This is a genomic window from Microlunatus panaciterrae (assembly GCF_016907535.1).
Classification (GTDB): domain Bacteria; phylum Actinomycetota; class Actinomycetes; order Propionibacteriales; family Propionibacteriaceae; genus Microlunatus; species Microlunatus panaciterrae.
In genome coordinates, this window is record NZ_JAFBCF010000001.1 from 1,349,809 (window position 1) to 1,366,049 (window position 16,241).

At 68.2% G+C, this 16,241-nt stretch carries 16 protein-coding genes; 6 read left to right on the top strand and 10 right to left on the bottom strand.

The genetic code is table 11. The features are described 5' to 3' along the window. Window positions 1-5: 5 nt before the first annotated feature. The 3 genes from ispF to JOE57_RS06130 are packed head-to-tail and all read right to left on the bottom strand — an operon-like array spanning window position 6 to window position 1,682. Complete coding sequence (gene ispF / locus JOE57_RS06120; protein WP_204920584.1) at window positions 6-476, bottom strand: 2-C-methyl-D-erythritol 2,4-cyclodiphosphate synthase; 471 nt, start codon at window positions 474-476, stop codon at window positions 6-8. Next, entirely contained in the window at window positions 473-1,162 is a 690-nt protein-coding gene (gene ispD / locus JOE57_RS06125) for a 2-C-methyl-D-erythritol 4-phosphate cytidylyltransferase (RefSeq protein WP_204916864.1), read from the bottom strand. Before ispD ends, ispF begins: the two co-directional genes overlap by 4 nt. A gap of 34 nt (window positions 1,163-1,196) precedes the next feature. Continuing rightward, window positions 1,197-1,682, bottom strand: a complete 486-nt coding sequence (locus JOE57_RS06130) for a CarD family transcriptional regulator (RefSeq protein ID WP_204916865.1) — start codon at window positions 1,680-1,682, stop codon at window positions 1,197-1,199. A gap of 291 nt (window positions 1,683-1,973) precedes the next feature. Here JOE57_RS06130 and JOE57_RS06135 point away from each other — a divergent pair, with 291 nt between their 5' ends. Further along, window positions 1,974-2,450, top strand: a complete 477-nt coding sequence (locus JOE57_RS06135) for a hypothetical protein (RefSeq protein ID WP_204916866.1) — start codon at window positions 1,974-1,976, stop codon at window positions 2,448-2,450. 293 nt (window positions 2,451-2,743) lie between these two features. Here the strand turns inward: JOE57_RS06135 and JOE57_RS06140 are convergent, their stop codons facing one another. The 3 genes from JOE57_RS06140 to JOE57_RS06150 all read right to left on the bottom strand — a co-directional run bounded on the left by JOE57_RS06140 (window position 2,744) and on the right by JOE57_RS06150 (window position 5,758). Next, window positions 2,744-3,706, bottom strand: a complete 963-nt coding sequence (locus JOE57_RS06140; RefSeq protein ID WP_204916867.1) for a ribose-phosphate diphosphokinase — start codon at window positions 3,704-3,706, stop codon at window positions 2,744-2,746. A gap of 208 nt (window positions 3,707-3,914) precedes the next feature. Beyond that, window positions 3,915-4,592: a response regulator transcription factor gene (locus JOE57_RS06145; RefSeq protein ID WP_204916868.1), complete on the bottom strand. Its 678-nt coding sequence runs from the start codon at window positions 4,590-4,592 to the stop codon at window positions 3,915-3,917. After that, the gene (locus JOE57_RS06150) at window positions 4,589-5,758 is read right to left on the bottom strand and encodes a sensor histidine kinase (RefSeq protein WP_239579246.1); all 1,170 of its coding nucleotides are present in this window, start codon (window positions 5,756-5,758) and stop codon (window positions 4,589-4,591) included. The genes JOE57_RS06145 and JOE57_RS06150 overlap by 4 nt, the downstream gene beginning before the upstream one ends. A 219-nt stretch (window positions 5,759-5,977) precedes the next feature. On the opposite strand from JOE57_RS06150, the gene phoU reads away from it, so the two are divergent. Continuing rightward, the gene (phoU, locus tag JOE57_RS06155) at window positions 5,978-6,643 is read left to right on the top strand and encodes a phosphate signaling complex protein PhoU (RefSeq protein ID WP_204916870.1); all 666 of its coding nucleotides are present in this window, start codon (window positions 5,978-5,980) and stop codon (window positions 6,641-6,643) included. An 85-nt stretch (window positions 6,644-6,728) separates the two neighbouring features. Here phoU and JOE57_RS06160 read toward each other — a convergent pair whose 3' ends face one another. Further along, window positions 6,729-7,475, bottom strand: a complete 747-nt coding sequence (locus JOE57_RS06160; RefSeq protein ID WP_204916871.1) for a phosphoglyceromutase — start codon at window positions 7,473-7,475, stop codon at window positions 6,729-6,731. 94 nt (window positions 7,476-7,569) lie between these two features. On the opposite strand from JOE57_RS06160, the gene JOE57_RS06165 reads away from it, so the two are divergent. After that, window positions 7,570-8,349 (top strand): SDR family NAD(P)-dependent oxidoreductase, encoded by a 780-nt coding sequence (locus JOE57_RS06165; protein ID WP_204916872.1) that lies wholly within the window; start codon window positions 7,570-7,572, stop codon window positions 8,347-8,349. Between the two features lie 26 nt (window positions 8,350-8,375). Beyond that, the gene (locus JOE57_RS06170) at window positions 8,376-8,855 is read left to right on the top strand and encodes a PPOX class F420-dependent oxidoreductase (protein WP_204916873.1); all 480 of its coding nucleotides are present in this window, start codon (window positions 8,376-8,378) and stop codon (window positions 8,853-8,855) included. Between the two features lie 599 nt (window positions 8,856-9,454). Here the strand turns inward: JOE57_RS06170 and JOE57_RS06175 are convergent. Next, window positions 9,455-9,955 carry a type III secretion system chaperone family protein gene (locus tag JOE57_RS06175; protein WP_239578859.1) on the bottom strand — a complete coding sequence of 167 codons (501 nt, stop codon included), beginning with the start codon at window positions 9,953-9,955 and terminating at the stop codon, window positions 9,455-9,457. Between the two features lie 52 nt (window positions 9,956-10,007). On the opposite strand from JOE57_RS06175, the gene JOE57_RS06180 reads away from it, so the two are divergent. Continuing rightward, window positions 10,008-10,850, top strand: coding sequence for an SDR family NAD(P)-dependent oxidoreductase (locus JOE57_RS06180; protein ID WP_204916874.1), 843 nt, complete (start codon window positions 10,008-10,010; stop codon window positions 10,848-10,850). Then, window positions 10,847-12,241 carry an AMP-binding protein gene (locus tag JOE57_RS06185; RefSeq protein ID WP_204916875.1) on the top strand — a complete coding sequence of 465 codons (1,395 nt, stop codon included), beginning with the start codon at window positions 10,847-10,849 and terminating at the stop codon, window positions 12,239-12,241. The genes JOE57_RS06180 and JOE57_RS06185 overlap by 4 nt, the downstream gene beginning before the upstream one ends. Here JOE57_RS06185 and JOE57_RS06190 read toward each other — a convergent pair. Beyond that, complete coding sequence (locus tag JOE57_RS06190) at window positions 12,238-13,359, bottom strand: GTPase family protein (RefSeq protein WP_338041189.1); 1,122 nt, start codon at window positions 13,357-13,359, stop codon at window positions 12,238-12,240. The two genes, JOE57_RS06185 and JOE57_RS06190, sit on opposite strands and share 4 nt — an antisense overlap. 141 nt (window positions 13,360-13,500) lie before the next feature. Continuing rightward, a complete protein-coding gene (locus JOE57_RS06195; protein WP_204916876.1) occupies window positions 13,501-15,639 on the bottom strand; it encodes a RecQ family ATP-dependent DNA helicase in 2,139 nt (712 codons plus the stop codon). Window positions 15,640-16,241: the final 602 nt, after the last annotated feature.

The window sequence follows — 16,241 nt, forward strand, 5'->3', positions numbered from 1 at the left end:
CCGTCCTAGTCACGGGTGAGGAGGGCGGTCGCGATCGCCGCGACCCCCTCGCCGCGACCGGTCAGCCCCAGGCCGTCGGTTGTCGTCCCCGATACGGAGACGGGTGCGCCGATCGCGGCCGAGAGGACGTCCTCGGCTTCCGCTCGGCGGGCCGCCAGCCTCGGGCGGTTGCCGATCACCTGGATGGCGACGTTGGAGATCGTGAAACCGGCCGCCCGGAGTCGGGCCGCCGTCTCGCCGAGAAAGGCCACCCCCGGCTTGCCCGCCCACTCGGGCTGGTCGACGCCGAAGTTGGACCCGAGATCTCCCAGCCCGGCGGCGCTCAGCAGGGCGTCGCAGGCCGCGTGAGCCGCCACGTCACCGTCCGAGTGCCCTTCGGGACCGACCTTCTCGTCGGGGAACAACAGCCCGGCGATGGTCATCGCGCGACCCGCGACGAGCCGGTGCACGTCCACTCCGATGCCGGTGCGGATCACCTCGACACCCCCGTCCTGCTCGCGGCAAGGGCCTCCGCCAGCGCCAGGTCGATCGGCTCCGTCACCTTGAACGCTTCCCGATGTCCCTCCACCAGCGTGACTGGATGCCCGGCGAACTCGCATACCCGGGCGTCATCGGTCGCAGCCAGCCCGGCGGCCAGGGCGGCATGATGCGACGCCAACAGCACGTCGAGGTTGAAGCCCTGCGGCGTCTGCACGGCACGCAGACTGGTCCGTTCAAGGACCACCGAGGTCTCGCCAGTCACCTGACGTACGGTATCGACCACCGGCAGCACCGGGATGACGGCGTCGGCTCCGGCACGGACTGCGTCGATCACCCGCTGCACGACGGGAGCGGGGACGAACGGCCGGGCGGCGTCGTGGACAAGCACGATCCGGGTGCCCGCAGCGACGGCCTCCAGCCCGGCGAGCACCGACTGCTGCCTCTCGGCGCCGCCGACGACGGTCCGGTGCGGCAGCGGCGCGGCTGCCAGGGCGCGCTCGAAGTCCGTCCTGCGAAGCGCGGGAACCACAACCACCGCAAACGAAACTCCCCCGGCTGCCAACGCCGCAAGGGCGTGGACAACCAGGGGAGCTCCCGCAACGTCGCGGAGGGCCTTGGGCCCTTCACCACCGAGTCTGGTTCCCGACCCAGCGGCCACGACGACCGCAACAACGTTCGGCATCAGAGATGCACGTTCGTCGCTCGGTCAGCCGTGATCAGGAAGCGAGGACCTCGTCCAACAGGACTTCGGCTTTACCTTCTTCGACCTTCTCGGCCAGTGCCAGCTCGGAGACCAGGATCTGCCGTGCCTTGGCCAACATGCGCTTCTCGCCGGCCGACAGCCCGCGCTCGCGCTCACGACGCCAGAGATCGCGGACCACCTCGGCCACCTTCATGACGTTGCCAGAGTGCAACTTCTCGAGGTTGGCCTTGTAGCGACGCGACCAGTTGGTCGGTTCCTCAGTGTGTGGTGCCCGCAGAACGCCGAACACTCGTTCCAGTCCATCAGCGTCGACCACATCGCGGACCCCGACGAGGTCCAAGTTGCAGGCTGGCACGCGAACGATCAAATCGGTCTGACCGACTATCCTCAGTACGAGGTAGAGCCTGTCCTCACCTTTGATCTGACGGGTTTCGATGTCCTCGATGACGGCCGCCCCATGATTTGGGTAGACAACCGTTTCTCCGACTGTGAAGGTCATGTTTATTTGTACCCCTTTCCCACGGACAAGTTTAGCACGGGCTCAGGGTCGCCTTAGGGGTCGTTTGCGCTAGTCAGAGGCCATTTCAAGGGTTGACAAGCCCCCAGTTCTGTGCATGGCCTATGCCGATGGAGGTGCCGGCGACCCACCGGCTGCGGGCCTGGCATGCGAGAACGAAGGCGAGTCGATAGTCTGCATCCGAAGTCTTGCCGTCGTCGTATCAGCCCTCAGGAGTCGACCATCGTGGCCCACCTCTCGCAGCGAGCAGCACGTCTGTGCACAGCGGTTCTGTTGTCCGTCGGCCTCCTGCTGACGGCTGTGGCCTGCGGTTTCGACGTGCAGACACTCCAGCCGTACACGCCGTCCGATGGGCTGAACGCCGACGCCGGTGGTGTGAAGATCCGCAACCTGATGCTGCTCAGCCACGCCGACGGCGAGGCCATCCTGTCGGGCAGCCTGGTTGCCTACGATCGGGACGCGCTCAACTCGGTGAGCGGCACCGTCGTCAAGGCCGACGGCACCGACGGGTCCTCTCTCACCTCCTCCATGGCGAACCCGGTGGGACTCGGCAATGGTGTCCTGGTGGTGCTGACCGACCGCGCCCCGATCGTCCTCAAGGGGGCTGACCTCAAGCCTGGGCTGGAGGCCAAGCTGGTGCTGACCTTCAGTCGGGCTGGCGAGGTCAAGCTGACAGTGCCGGTTGTCGACGCCAACCTGCCGAGCTACCAGACGGTCTCCCCGGCACCCTCGGCCACCCCCTCCAGCTGAGCCGCCCCCACGCGCCCTGAGCTCGTCGAAGAGCACCCACGCGCTCTGAGCCACACCCACGCGCTCTGAGCCTGTCGAAGAACACCCACGCGCCCTGAGCCCGTCGAAGAGCACAACGCGCTCTGAGCCTGTCGAAGAGCACAACAACTGAAGCTATTCGTCGTCATCGCCAAGCCGTGGCATCCAGCAAACATGATCACCCGCGGCAGGGAAAACGATCATGACCTCTTCGCAGCGGACACAGATGGCCGACGTGGGCAGATCGGCAGCCTCTCGCCAGGCGACGTGCCTCGTCAGGCCCCGTAGGTGATCTTGTCGCTGAACAGGCTGCTGACCGACTCACCGCAGTGGGTCCGCCGGACCGCCTCGGCGAACAGCGGCGCGACGGATCGGGTGACGATGTTGGGCAGCCGCTTCTCCGGCGGCAGCGGGACCGTGTTGGTGATTACGATCTCGTCGATTCCCGGCTCCTGCTTGAGCCGGTCGATCGCCGGCCCGGTGAACAGACCGTGGGTGCAGGCGAGGGCGACCCGGTTGACCCCCTCCTGCCGCAGCTTGCGGAGCAGTTCGATGATCGACCCGGCGGTGGCGATCTCGTCGTCAAGGACGATCACGTCCTTGCCGTGCACGTCACCGACGATCGCGTCGATCACCACCGTGTCATCGGCCAGCCGCTGTTTGGAGCCGGCGGCGACCGGTACGCCCAGGATCCTGGCCAGCTGGGTCGCCATCTTCGCGTTGCCGAGGTCCGGTGAGACGACGACGGTGTTGGTCAGGTTCTGGGTCTTGAAATGCTCGGCCAGCTCCTCCACCGCGCTGAGATGGTCCACTGGCACCGAGAAGAAGCCGTGCACCTGTGGTGCGTGCAGGGCCATCGTCAGCACCCGGGTCGCGCCGGCGCTCTCCAACATGTCGGCGACCAGCCGAGCGCCGATCGAGATGCGCGGCGCGTCCTTCTTGTCCGACCGCGCGTAGGCGAAGTGTGGGATGACCGCGGTGATGTGGGCAGCCGAGGCGCCCCGGGCGGCGTCCAGCATCAGCAGCAGCTCGAAAAGGTTCTCCTGCACCGGCGGCACCAGCGGCTGCACAACGTACACGTCGCGCTGCCGGCAGTTGGCTCGCAGCTGCACCTGCAGGCAATCGTTGCTGAACCGAGTGGTGCGAGACGGCGAAAGGTTCACGCCGAGGATCTGGCACATCTCCTCAGCGAACTGGGGATGGGCGGAACCTGAGAAGACGGTGATATCGCCGGTCACCCGCCCACGATAACGGCTCCCAGCCCCCACCCGAAGTCGGCTCCGGCGCGTCGGCGCGCAGTTGCGGCCCTCCGCAGGCGCGTCAAGCGCCCCCCACCGCCGTACGCGGCCAGGGATACTGTCACATGACCAGGGGAATTTGCCCCGTCATGTGACAGTTTCCCAAGTCGGCTTGGGAAACCTACAAAGGCCCAGCCGGAGGCGGGGGTCAGCCCTCGAACTTGTAGCCGAGGCCCCGGACGGTGACCAGGTAGCGCGGGTTGGCCGGGTCGGGCTCGATCTTGGTCCGGAGCCGTTTGACGTGCACGTCCAGCGTCTTGGTGTCTCCGACGTAGTCGGCGCCCCAGATCCGGTCGATCAGCTGGCCACGGGTCATCACCCGGCCGGCATTGCGGAGCAGCATCTCCAGCAGCTCGAACTCCTTCAGCGCCAGCTTCACCCGCTCCCCGTTCACCGAGACCTCATGCCGCTCCACGTCCATCCGGACCCCGGCCGACTCGACCACGTCCGGGAGCAGCTCGACGTCCTGGCCGCGACGCAGTACGGCGCGGATCCGGGCGACCAGCTCGCGGTGGCTGAACGGCTTGGTGACATAGTCGTCGGCGCCGAGCTCGAGACCGACGACCTTGTCCACCTCGGAGTCACGGGCGGTGACCATGATCACCGGGACGGGACCGCGGAGCCGCAGCTGCCGGCACACCTCGGTTCCCGGGAGTCCGGGCATCATCAGGTCCAGCAGCACGATGTCGGCGCCGACCCGGTCATACTCGGCCAGCCCGTCGGTCCCGTTCGCGGCCTCGACGACGTCGAAACCTTCCTTGCGGAGCATGTAGGCCAAGGCCTCGCGGTAGGACTCCTCGTCCTCGACAACTAGTACGCGGGTCATAGAGCGATCTCCTGGTCGGGCTGACGATGGTCGTCAGTCTGTGGGGTGGTCTCGGGGCCGCGGTGCAGATGGGCGGGGATGCGGAGGGTGAAGGTCGAGCCCTGTCCGGGCTGGCTCCACACGTCCACGTCTCCGCCGTGGGCGGCCGCGACGTGCTTGACGATGGACAGCCCGAGGCCGGTGCCACCATTGGCTCGGCTGCGGGCGTAGTCCACCCGGTAGAAGCGCTCGAAGATGCGCTGCACCTCCGACGGGGCGATGCCGATGCCGTTGTCCGACACGGTGATCTCGACGTAGTCGTCGTCCACCTCCGCGTTGACATGGGCGGCGACGGCCACCCGGGCACCGGGGTCGGAGTAGATGATGGCGTTCTCGACCAGGTTGCCGACGGCCGTGGTCAGCTGCCGGGTGTTTCCGAGCACGCGGCAGCCGCGGGTGCCGGCAACGGTCAGTGACACCTGCCGCCGTTCGGCGTCGACCCGGCAGCGGTCGACGGCGTCCGCCAGCACCTGGTCGACGTCGATCTCCTCGGCCTGCAGCAAAGGACTGTCCGCCTGCAGCCGGGACAGGTCGATGATCTGCGCCACGAGATCGGTCAGCCGACGCGACTCGACCCCCATCCGGCCGGCGAACTTGCGCACCGCCTCGGGGTCGTCGGCCGCGTCCTCGACCGCCTCGGACAGCAGCAGGATGGCTCCGATCGGCGTCTTCAGCTCGTGGCTCACATTGGCCACGAAGTCCCGTCGGGTCTCCTCCACCCGGCGGGCCACCGTCTTGTCCTCGGCCAGGATCAGGATCAGCTCTTCGGCCAGCGGGGCGACCCGGATCGAGAGATAGAGCGCTGCCGGACCGCTGCCGCGCTTCACCTCCAGGTCGATGGTGCGGATCTTGCCGTCGCGTCGTACGGTCCGTACCAGTTCCAGCAGCTCACCGGGCGAGACGCGGCTGCCGCGGACCAGTCCCATCGTCCGGGCCGGGTCGCTGTACTGCAGCACCTGGTCGTGCGGCCCGACGACCACCGCCGCCGACCTCAGGACCCCGAGCACCTCCGCCACCCCTTCGGGCACCACGGGCTCCTCGCCGGCCAGGTCGAGGATCGGCTCGGACCGTTCCGGTCGGCGCGTCACCAGCCAGACGACCAGCGCTCCCAGGGCGAGCCCCAGCATGCAGCCGAGCACGGCGGCACCGATCGGGTTCACATCGCCGATACTAAACGGCAATCTGCTGGTCGCCCGACCACTGCGGGCTGGTGCGGTCTCACCGTTCCGCAGTTGTTCATCTCCAGTTCACCACCTGAATATCCGGCATTAGTACCCCGCCCTAGGGTGGAGGGAGCAGTAGATTGTCCAGTTGAGATGCCGAGTGAACACGAGGGATGAGTACACATGCGAGACAGTTACCGAGAGCAGCTGGACGATATTCTCACCGATCTGGTGGCGATGTCCCAGATGGTCTCGACCGCTGTCCGGGAGGCCACGAACGCCCTGCTGGAGGCCGATATCCACAGTGCCGAGCAGGTGATCTCGGGTGACGACAAGATTGACGACCTGCAGGCCGACATCGAGGCTCGGGCGTTCTCGCTGCTGGCACGGCAGGCTCCGGTGGCCGGAGAGCTGCGTACGGTGGTGGCGACGTTACGGATGGTGACGGAGCTGGAGCGGATGGGCGACCTCGCCGCCCACGTCGCCAAGATCGCCCGGCTGCGCTACCCCGAGCACGCGGTTCCGGACGCGATGCGGCCAAACTTCGTCCGGATGGCCGATGTCGCCGAGAAGATGGTGATCGCCGCCGGGCAGACCCTGAACGACCGGAACATCCAGAACGCACAGGAGCTGCAGGCGCGCGACGAGGAGATGGACGACCTGCGCAAGAGCCAGTTCCGGGTGCTGTTGGGTGACGACTGGAACTATGGGGTCGAGGCCGCCGTCGACGTTGCGCTGCTCGGACGCTACTACGAGCGGATCGCCGACCACGCAGCCTCCATGGCGAGGCGGATCATCTACGTCGTCACCGGCCAGTTCCCCGCCCACGAGGTGTGGCCGCAGCCGTAGCGCGCGCCTTCAAGACCCCTCTGCCGCAACGTCGACGGCCCGCCCCTCGTAGAGGGACGGGCCGTTGACTCGCTGTGGCAGGGGGCTACTTCTTGCCCTGGTTCTTGACGGCCTCGATGGAGGCCGCGGCTGCCTCAGGGTCGAGGTAGCGGCCGCCCTGGCTGGACTTGAGGTCGTCGTCGAGCTCGTACACCAGCGGGATGCCGGTCGGGATGTTGAGACCGACGACGGCTTCATCGCTCAGCCCGTCGAGGTGCTTCACCAGGGCCCGGAGCGAGTTGCCGTGGGCGGCGATGAGAGTCACCTTGCGTGCCCGTAGGTCGGGAACGATCTGGTCGTACCAGTAGGGCAGGAACCGTTCCAGCACGTCCTTGAGGCACTCGGTACGTGGCCGGGCCTCGGTGGGCAGCACGGCATACCGCGGGTCGTCGACGTTGGCGTACTCGTCGGCGTCGTCGATCGGCGGTGGCGGGGTGTCGTATGAGCGGCGCCAGATCATGAACTGCTCTTCGCCGAACTCGGCCAGGGTGGCGGCTTTGTCCTTGCCCTGCAGCGCACCGTAGTGCCGTTCGTTCAGACGCCAGGACCGCTTGGTCTCGATCCAGAGCCGGTCGGCCACGTCGAGGGAGATCTGGGCGGTACGGATGGCGCGTCGCAGCAGCGAGGTGTGCACGACGTCGGGCAGCAGGCCGTTCTCGAGCAGCAGTTCGCCGCCTCGCTTGGCCTCTGCTGCGCCCTTCTCGTTGAGGTCGACGTCAACCCAGCCGGTGAAGAGGTTCTTGGCGTTCCATTCGCTTTCGCCGTGACGCAACAAGATCAAGGTAGAGGTCATGTCCAGAGCCTAACGGGGCGGCCGGGACCGGTTCAGGCCAGACCAGCCTATGGTCTGGCAGCCGCGCCGAGGAGCGGGCTGGAAGAATCGGCGCATGACCGACGCTCCCGCACCCTCCCCCGCGCAGCCCGCCCCAGACACCCGGCCGGTTGCTGTCGTCACCGGAGCCAGCAGTGGAATCGGCGCGGCGACGGCTCGCGCGTTGTCCACGGCCGGTTTCCGCGTCGTCTGTGCGGCCCGGCGGCGCGACCGGATCGAGCGGCTCGCTGCAGAGATCGACGGTGTAGCACTCACCTGCGATGTCACCGACCCCGCCTCGGTGACGGAGCTGGCCGCGTCGGTCCGCGACCGGTGCGACCTGTTGATCAACAACGCCGGCGGCGCGATCGGTCTCGAGCCAGTGGCGGAGGCGGACCTCAAGGCGTGGCAGGCCATGTATGCCACCAATGTGCTGGGTGCGGCGGCGGTGACTAAGGCGCTGCTTCCGAACCTGATCAAGAACAGCGGCCAGATCGTCTTCATCACCTCGACTGCGGCCGACGCTGGCTACGAGGGTGGCGCCGGCTACTGCGCCGCGAAGGCGGGCGAGCGGAGCGTGGTGCAGTCGTTGCGGCTGGAGCTGTTCGACCAGCCGGTCCGGATCGCCGAGATCGCCCCGGGGATGGTGCGCACCGACGAGTTTTCACTCACCCGGTTTGGGGGTGACGAGGAACGGGCGGAGGCCGTCTACCAGGGTGTCGCCGAGCCGCTCGTCGCCGAGGACATCGCCGACTGCGTGGCCTGGATCGCGTCGCGCCCCGGCCACGTCAACATCGACCGAATGGTGGTCCGGCCGCGGGCCCAGGCCGCGCAGCACAAGGTGCACCGCAGCTGATCTCGACGACGGCGTACGCTCCTGTCATGGCCAGAAGCATTGCGACCAACAAGGCTGTCGACCTCGACGAGCTGCTCGACTTCATCCGCCCCCGGCATCAGATGCTGGTGGCCACCACCCGCTCCGACGGCCGGCCCCAGATGTCCCCGGTCTCTGGTGGCGTCGACGACCAGGGCCGGATCGTCATCTCCTCCTATCCGGACCGTGCCAAGGTCCGCAACGCCGCCCGGGATCCGCGGGCGTCGGTGCTGGTCCTGTCCGACGACTTCGGCGGCGCCTGGGTCCAGGTGGACGGAGACGCAGAGGTACTCAACATGCCGGAGGCCGAAGACGGGTTGGTGGACTACTTCCGCTGCATCGCAGGCGAGCACCCGGACTGGGACGAGTACCGGGCCGCGATGCGACTGCAGAACAAGTCCCTGATCAGGATCACCCCGACCAGGTGGGGTCCGATCGCCACCGGCGGTTTCCCGGCCGACGTGGCCGCGCGGCTTGACGCCGGCTAGGCCCGCTGCCCGGGCGGCTCCTGCCAGCTTCCCTCGACAGGTACCACGTGCCCCGAGCCTGTCGGAGGGGTTCGGGCGGCCAGGCAGGTGTACGAGATCACGTGCCCTAAGCCTGTCGAAGGGCGTTCGGACGTCACGCAGGCGTACGAGATCACGTGCCCTGAGCCTCGGTCGACGGAGTCCGGGCCGAATGGCAGCGTGCGGCTGCCTGCACGCAGAAATCACAGCCACACGCTGCCGTACGCGAGAGCCCTCCGACGCAAGGCGCGTGTTGGCCCTTCGACAGGCTCAGGGCGCGTGAGGTTAGCCCTTCGACAAGCTCAGGGCGCATCGACAGACTCAGGGGCCAGTGGCAGCACGTGCCCTGGGCCTGTCGAAGGGCGTCTGCAAGGTCTGGGCGTACGAACCCGCGTGCCCTGGGCCTCGGTCGACGGAGCCCGGGCCGAATGGCAGCGTGCGGCTGCCTGCACGCTGAAATCACAGCCACACGCTGCCGTACGCGAGAGCCCTCCGACGCAAGGCGCGTGTTGGCCCTTCGACAGGCTCAGGGCGCGTTGACAGGCTCAGGGCGCGTTGACAGGGTCAGGAGCCCGTGCGAGCTAGTCCCGCTCGGGGTCGAGGTGGGCGAAGGCGGCCAGATTGGCGGTGGACTCGCCGCGGGTGTGCCGCCAGGCCCACTCACGCCGGATGCTGTCGGCGAAGCCGAGCTCGAGGATCGTGTTGAAGCTGGAGTCCGACGCGTCGGCCACCGACCCGAGCAGCCGATCCACCTCGGCGGGGGTGACCGCCTCCAGGGACACCCGGCCGGTGAGGTAGACGTCACCGAGCGAGTCGACGCAGAAAGCGATCCCGTAGAGCCGAAGGTTCCGCTCCAGCAGCCAGCGGTACACCTCCCGGTGGTTCTCATCCGGGCTCCGCGCCACGAAGGCTCGAACGTTCAGCCCATGTTGACCGACCTGGAGCGCGCACTCGGTGCTGAGCTTGCGCGTCCCGGGCAGGGTGACCGAGAAGAGTCCGGGCTCTGTTTCGCCCCAGGCCAGCGCAAGCTCCTCGAGCACAGTCCTGATCACGGCGGCCGCTCGGATCATCGCTTCGCTCATCTCAGCAGCCTAACGGGCGCCGCGACTCCGAACGCTGCAAGAATGCCCGACTATGGGACAGGTCGCCAACGCTGTCTACCGTGCACACCTCGGTCCCGGCTGGCGCGCCCCGGCCCCCGCCCGACTGGCCGCGTCAATGGCGAACACCACAGTGCTGGTCACCGGAGCCTCCTCCGGAATCGGCGAAGCGACGGCCCGGCTGCTCGCCGCAGCGGGCGCCGAGATGCTGCTGGTGGCTCGCCGCCAGGACCGCCTACAGGCTCTGGCAGCGGAGATCGAGGCTGCCGGCGGCCGTGCCCGGGCACTCCCCTGCGACCTGTCCGACCCGGTTGCGGTGGGCGAGCTGGTCGACAGGCTGTGTACGGCACCGGTCGCTGTCGACGTCGTGGTCAGCAACGCCGGCAAGTCGATCAAGCGTTCGCTCAGCGCCAGCGCCGGACGGTTCCACGACATCACCAGGACCAACGCCGTGAACTATCTCGGCCCGATCCAGCTGCTGATGGGGCTGCTGCCGGGCATGCGACAACGGCGCAAGGGCCATGTGGTCAATGTCAGCAGCGTCAGCGCCGCCATCCCCTTTCCGCTGTTCTCGGCCTACTCCGGCTCGAAAGCGGGCTTCGAGGCGTGGCTCCGCTCGATCGGGCCCGAGATCCGCGCCGACGAGGTGTTCACGACCTCGATCCTCTTCCCCCTGGTGCACACTGACATGAGCCGGTCCAACTACGGACGGCTACCCGGGCTCACACCAACGGCGGCCGCCGAGGTCATCGCAGGGGCGCTGGTCAGGCGTCCTCGGCTGCTCTGCCCCTGGTGGGCACGGATCGCCGACCCGGTGCTGACGAACGCCCAGGGCCCGTTCGACCGGGCCGCGGCCCGCATGCTGGGACGCCGATGATCGGCGACCTGGCCGCCGGGGCGCGCTCCCTCCGACGGCACTCGGCGACGATCGCCGCGGCCGCCTCGTTCGCCGCCGAGCGGCGACCGGAGCAGACCGCCCTGGTCGACCGGGACGGGAGCCTCAGCACTCGTCAGCTGTTGACGGCGGCGTACGGACTGGCGCAGAGATGGATCTGGGAGAGGTTCACGGGGCCCGGGCAGCGGCTCGGTCTGTTGGCTGGCAACAACCGGTCGTTCGTCGTCGGCCTGCTCGCGGCGTCGGCGATCGGTGCCGATGTCGTGCTGCTCAGCACATTCTGCCCGCAGCAGGTGCTCGACGAGCTGGTCGGTGACCTCGGCGTCGCCGCCCTGGCGGTGGACGTCGACCACGCCGCGGCAGCGGCCACGGTGACCGTTCCGGTTTCGATCATCGACCCGACGGACACCGGCACTCCGTCGGCGCCGCCCCGACCCCCTCGGCCCGGACGGCTGGTCATGCTGACCTCGGGTACGACGAGGCGTCCGCGCGGATCGGGTCGCGACACGTACGGGCCCGCCAGTGCACTGCCGGCAATGCACCTGGCCCGGCGGCTCGGGATGCGGTCGGGCGCATCGATGATGATCATGCCCCCGCTGTTCCACGGTTTCGGCCTGGGATTCCTCACCCTCGGCCTGATCTGTGGCGCACCGGTCCTCCTGCCAGGACGCGTCGGCCCGCACGAGACCCTGCACCTGCTGGACCACCACCGTGTTTCGATCCTGGTTGCGGTGCCGCCGACGCTGGCCAAGCTGGCCGAGGCGCAGGGGTCCGGGCAGGCGCCGGGGCAGCTTCGCGCGATCGTGACCGGCTCATCACCGCTCCACCCCCGTTGCAGCGAGGCCGTTCAGGCGGCGTTCGGCCCGGTCCTGTTCAACCTGTATGGCTGCACCGAGGCCGGCTGGGCCACCATCGCCACCCCGGCCGAGCTGTTGACCGCGCCCGGGACCGTGGGCCGGCCAGCTCCCGGGGTTCGGGTCAAGATCATCAATGGGGAGATCTGGGTCGCCAGCCCGCTGGCCACCCGGTCCAGCGGCCGGCGTCTGCGCGGCACCGGTGACCTCGGTCATTACGGGCCCGATGGCCTGCTGTTCTTGGACGGTCGACGCGACGACATGGTCGTCGTCGGCGGCGAGAACGTATTCCTCGGAGTGGTCCGCGCGGCGCTGGAAGAGCACCCAGCGGTGACTCTGGCGAACGTCCGGGCGCTTCCCGACATCGAGTTCGGCTCGCGGCTGCACGCCCGGGTGACCTGCTCCGCCCCAGCGCCGAGCGCGGCACAGCTGCTCGAGTTTGTGTCCGAGCGGCTGCCTCCCGCCCATCGACCGCGCGAGCTCAGCATCGTCGACGAGCACGGACAACCGGCAGGCTAGGTCCTGGTCCGGACGCCCGGGATCTTCTTCTTGAACTCGTCCATGAACAGGTCGTGGATCGCCTTGTTGTCGAGCACTCCATCGAGCCGGCCGCCGATGATCTTCTGGCAGACCGCCAGCCAGGCATGACCCATGGCGAACGTATAGCCAGAGGCGACGCCGGCCCCGATCGCTCCGCCGGCCACCGTGCCGGCACCGGGGATCATCTTCAGCAGTCCGGTGAAGGTGGCGCGGCCCACCTGCGTCGCCGCTGTCGTGGAGGCGATCGCGAGCAACGCCGCGCGCTCGAACTTGATCTTGTAGATCTGGGCGATCTTGGCCATCATGCCGAGCTGGATCGGCACCAGCATGGCCGCATCCGAGAAGGGGATGGGGCTGGCCGCGGCGGCAGCCGCACTGGTGGCGGCCACTGCTATGTGCTTTTGGGCTTCCTTGGCCTTCCGAACATGGTCGATCTGCTGCGCCGCGGTGAGGGCAACCTGGACTCCTTCCGGCGCGACGCGAAAGGTGGCATCGAGGACTTCCATCAGCCCGTGCGGGGGCTGGCCGGTGAACTCGTCATGGCGGGCGTACGTCATGTAGGGACGGCCGCTGTGGATCGGCAGGCGCCTGGCCGCGATCCGCTCGGCCAGCTCGACCGCATCCGGGTGGTAGCGCCCGTCCCGCATCGGCACCTGGGTGAGCACCAAGATCACCGGCAAGCCGAGCTCGTCCAGCCGTTTGATGAACTCGCCCTCGGTATCCTCGAACCGGCGGTCCATGCCTCGCACGCAGTACCAGGCCACGTGAATCTGCTCATGCAACGGCAGCCTGCGCATCTCCTTCATCGCCTGGTTGAGCTCGGAGATGATCTCCTTGTTGTCCCGGCCGACCTCAAGCCCCTGGGTGTCGATGATGCCCAGGTGCCCGACCTTGTCCAGGTAGAGGTGGCTGCCTCGAGTCACCGGTTCGCCGATCCCGGTCCGGGCGACCTCCTCGCCGAAGATCGCGTTGATCAAGGTCGACTTGCCGACGCCCGTCTTGCCGAAGATGGCAAGGTTGAAGCGGCCCATCGCCGCCGTCTGCTTGTCGAACTCCTGCCGGAACGAGTCCCGGAACCAGTCAGTGCCGCCAGCCACCTTCACCCCTTGCCCTGTTTGTCATGACCGAGTGTTGCTCATCGAGGTGCTGCCTTGCGCGCTGGTCAGGGATCGCGCCCGGCTGCCCACAGCCCAGCGTACGTAACGGCGGCTGCATGAGGGACGGACCACGTCGGCGGATCAGGAATTGGCGGCCAGAACCAGGGGATGCACTGACGCGGCCCCGAGCCGGCGTGACTCGTGCGCCAGCCAGGTCAGGGTCCAGCCAGTGACCGTACGGTCGTCCAGCAGTAGTACCCGTTGGTCCGCAAGGGCGTCCGGGTCGTCGGCGACGAACCGGTCCGTCACCACCGCGAGACGGTGGGCCGAGTTGATCGCCCCCGCCCCGGGGTTGGCGTGGCCACGCAGCGAGAAGCGGGTCAGCACCGGCCAGCCGGTGTAGCGGGACAGTCCGTCGACCAGGTGGTCCAGCAGCTGCTGGTGGCTGCTGGAGCGTGGTGCGACGATCCCGGTCGGTCGCTCGTCCGCCGACCAGCCCCACTCGTCCAGCACCCGCACCACGGCATGCCGCAGCGGCACCGGAAGCTCCTGGTCCGGCGCACCCGGAGCGAACAGCTCCCGCACCTGGTTGCCCCAGCCGAGGTCCGTCATCCTGGCCACGGCCCGGCCCGACTCGGCCAGCCGACCAGCCGGGATCTTGCCCTTCAGATCACTGCCGCGGACAGCCATCCCTGACGGCCACATCTTCTTCGCGACCAGTGGGACGCCGGGCCGGTCCAACCATCTCCTGGCCTGCTCACGAGCCGGCTCGCTCAAGGTGGCCTCCAGCTTCAGGCCACCGCAGTTGTCGCAGCGTCCGCACGGCGCCGCATCGGGGTCGTCCAACGCTCGGCGGAGAAACTCCAGCCGGCAGCCGTCCGTGGTCTCATAGCTGATCATCAGCTGCTGCTCGCGCTTGCGGGCGGCGTCGACGCGCTGATAGCGGTCCGCGTCATAGCTCCACGGCTCCCCCGTCGCCTGCCAACCGCCCCTGACTCGGCGTACGGCACCGTCCACGTCGAGGACCTTGAGCATCATCTCCAGCCGGCTCCGGTTCAACGGGACCCTGGACTCCAGCGCCGGAGTCGACATCACCCCTTCCTCGGCGAGCAGGTCAAGGGTCTGCCGAACCAGGTAGTGATCGGGGAACGACAACGACGCGAAGTAGGCCCAGACCTCACGGTCCTCCGGTCCGGGCAGCAGCACGACGTCGGCGCGTTCCACTCCGCGGCCCGCCCGGCCGACCTGCTGGTAGTAGGCGATCGGACTGGGTGGCGCGCCGAGGTGGACCACGAAACCCAGATCAGGCTTGTCGAAGCCCATCCCGAGCGCCGAGGTCGCCACCAGCGCCTTGATCCGGTTGTTGATCAGGTCGTCCTCGGCCGCCAGTCGGTCCTCCTGCTGGGTCTGGCCGGAGTAGGCGCGGACCTCATGGCCCCGCTCCTGCAGGTAGTCGGCAACATCGGTCGTGGCGGCAACCGTGAGGCAGTAGATGATGCCGGACCCGTCGACGGTGTTCAGATAGTCACCCAGCCAGGCCAGCCGCGACTCCTGGTCCTTGATCGTCATGACCGCGAGATGCAGCGACTCACGATCGAGGGAGCCGCGCAGCACCAGCACGTTGTCCAGCGTCGTGGCTCCGGTGGCCGACAGCTGCTCGGCGACGTCGGAGGTCACCCGCTCGTTCGCGGTCGCCGTCGTGGCCAGCACCGGAATGCCGGTGGGCAGCTCCGCCACCAAGGTGCGCAGCCTGCGGTAGTCGGGCCGGAAGTCGTGGCCCCAGTCGGAGATGCAGTGGGCCTCGTCCACCACCAGCAGGCCGGCCGAGGCGGCCAGGTCGGGGAGCACCGAGTCGCGGAACTCCGGGTTGTTCAGCCGTTCCGGCGAGACCAGCAGCACATCGACCTCGCCCCGACGCACCGCCGCATAGGTCTGTTGCCAGTCCTCGGAGTTGGTCGAGTTGATCGTGTGGGCGCGGATGCCGGATCGCTCCGCCGCGGCAATCTGGTTGCGCATCAGCGCCAGCAACGGCGACACGATGACGGTGGGACCGGCACCGCGGGCCCGCAGCAGTGCCGTGGCGACGAAGTAGACCGCCGACTTGCCCCACCCGGTCCGCTGCACCACCAACGCTCGGCGGTGCTCGACCACCAGCGCCTCGATCGCGATCCACTGGTCCTCGCGCAGCCGTGCCGACGGTTCGCTGACCAGAGCGACCAGCACGCGTTCGGCCTCGGCTCTGAGCTGGGGTGCGGATGCTGCGGGATCGGCTAGGGTCATGGCCTCACCGTACGTGCCGCTGCTGACGGCCGCTTCGGGCCTTTCGTCCGATGGCCCCGCTGACCTCGACGGAATAGGCTTTTCGGCAGCGGCCAGTCGGGGCGTTCAGGGTCGGGGGACCCCTGGAGTCGAGGCCTTCATCTCGTACCCGAGGTCAGCCTCGCAGCCGCTGGTGTCGCCGCTCCCCCCGTCAGTGCTCGCTTGCCGTCTCTCTGGCCCGGGTTCGGACGGTCGGGTCGCCCTCTTGAACAGTCGAAAACTCAACAGAACGCGAGTTTTCGGCCCCAGACGCTCTCCCGCTCGAAAACTCAACAGAACGCGAGTTTTCGGCCCCAGATCGGCCTTGCGCGCGGTAATTGTCGCGTTCTGTCGAGTTTTCGAACGCACGGGCGGCCCGCGGGCGGGAATTGTCGCGTCCTGTCGAGTTCTCGAGCGAACCGGGGGCCCACGGGCGGTAATTGTCGCGTTCTGTCGAGTTTTCGAACGCACGGGCGGCCCATGCGTGGGAATTGTCGCGTCCTGTCGAGTTTTCGAACAAACCACCCGGCCGACGGTCGACGGTACGGCCCGGGAGCGGCCGGCGACGGCGCATTTAGGTCGTG

Coding starts and splice junctions, on each gene's coding strand:
- ispD (WP_204916864.1), bottom strand. CDS start 1,162: ATGCCGAACGTTGTTGCGGTCGTCGTGGCCGCTGGGTCGGGAACCAGA.
- JOE57_RS06130 (WP_204916865.1), bottom strand. CDS start 1,682: ATGACCTTCACAGTCGGAGAAACGGTTGTCTACCCAAATCATGGGGCG.
- JOE57_RS06145 (WP_204916868.1), bottom strand. CDS start 4,592: ATGACCCGCGTACTAGTTGTCGAGGACGAGGAGTCCTACCGCGAGGCC.
- JOE57_RS06150 (WP_239579246.1), bottom strand. CDS start 5,758: ATGCTGGGGCTCGCCCTGGGAGCGCTGGTCGTCTGGCTGGTGACGCGC.
- phoU (WP_204916870.1), top strand. CDS start 5,978: ATGCGAGACAGTTACCGAGAGCAGCTGGACGATATTCTCACCGATCTG.
- JOE57_RS06160 (WP_204916871.1), bottom strand. CDS start 7,475: ATGACCTCTACCTTGATCTTGTTGCGTCACGGCGAAAGCGAATGGAAC.
- JOE57_RS06165 (WP_204916872.1), top strand. CDS start 7,570: ATGACCGACGCTCCCGCACCCTCCCCCGCGCAGCCCGCCCCAGACACC.
- JOE57_RS06170 (WP_204916873.1), top strand. CDS start 8,376: ATGGCCAGAAGCATTGCGACCAACAAGGCTGTCGACCTCGACGAGCTG.
- JOE57_RS06175 (WP_239578859.1), bottom strand. CDS start 9,955: ATGAGCGAAGCGATGATCCGAGCGGCCGCCGTGATCAGGACTGTGCTC.
- JOE57_RS06180 (WP_204916874.1), top strand. CDS start 10,008: ATGGGACAGGTCGCCAACGCTGTCTACCGTGCACACCTCGGTCCCGGC.
- JOE57_RS06185 (WP_204916875.1), top strand. CDS start 10,847: ATGATCGGCGACCTGGCCGCCGGGGCGCGCTCCCTCCGACGGCACTCG.
- JOE57_RS06195 (WP_204916876.1), bottom strand. CDS start 15,639: ATGACCCTAGCCGATCCCGCAGCATCCGCACCCCAGCTCAGAGCCGAG.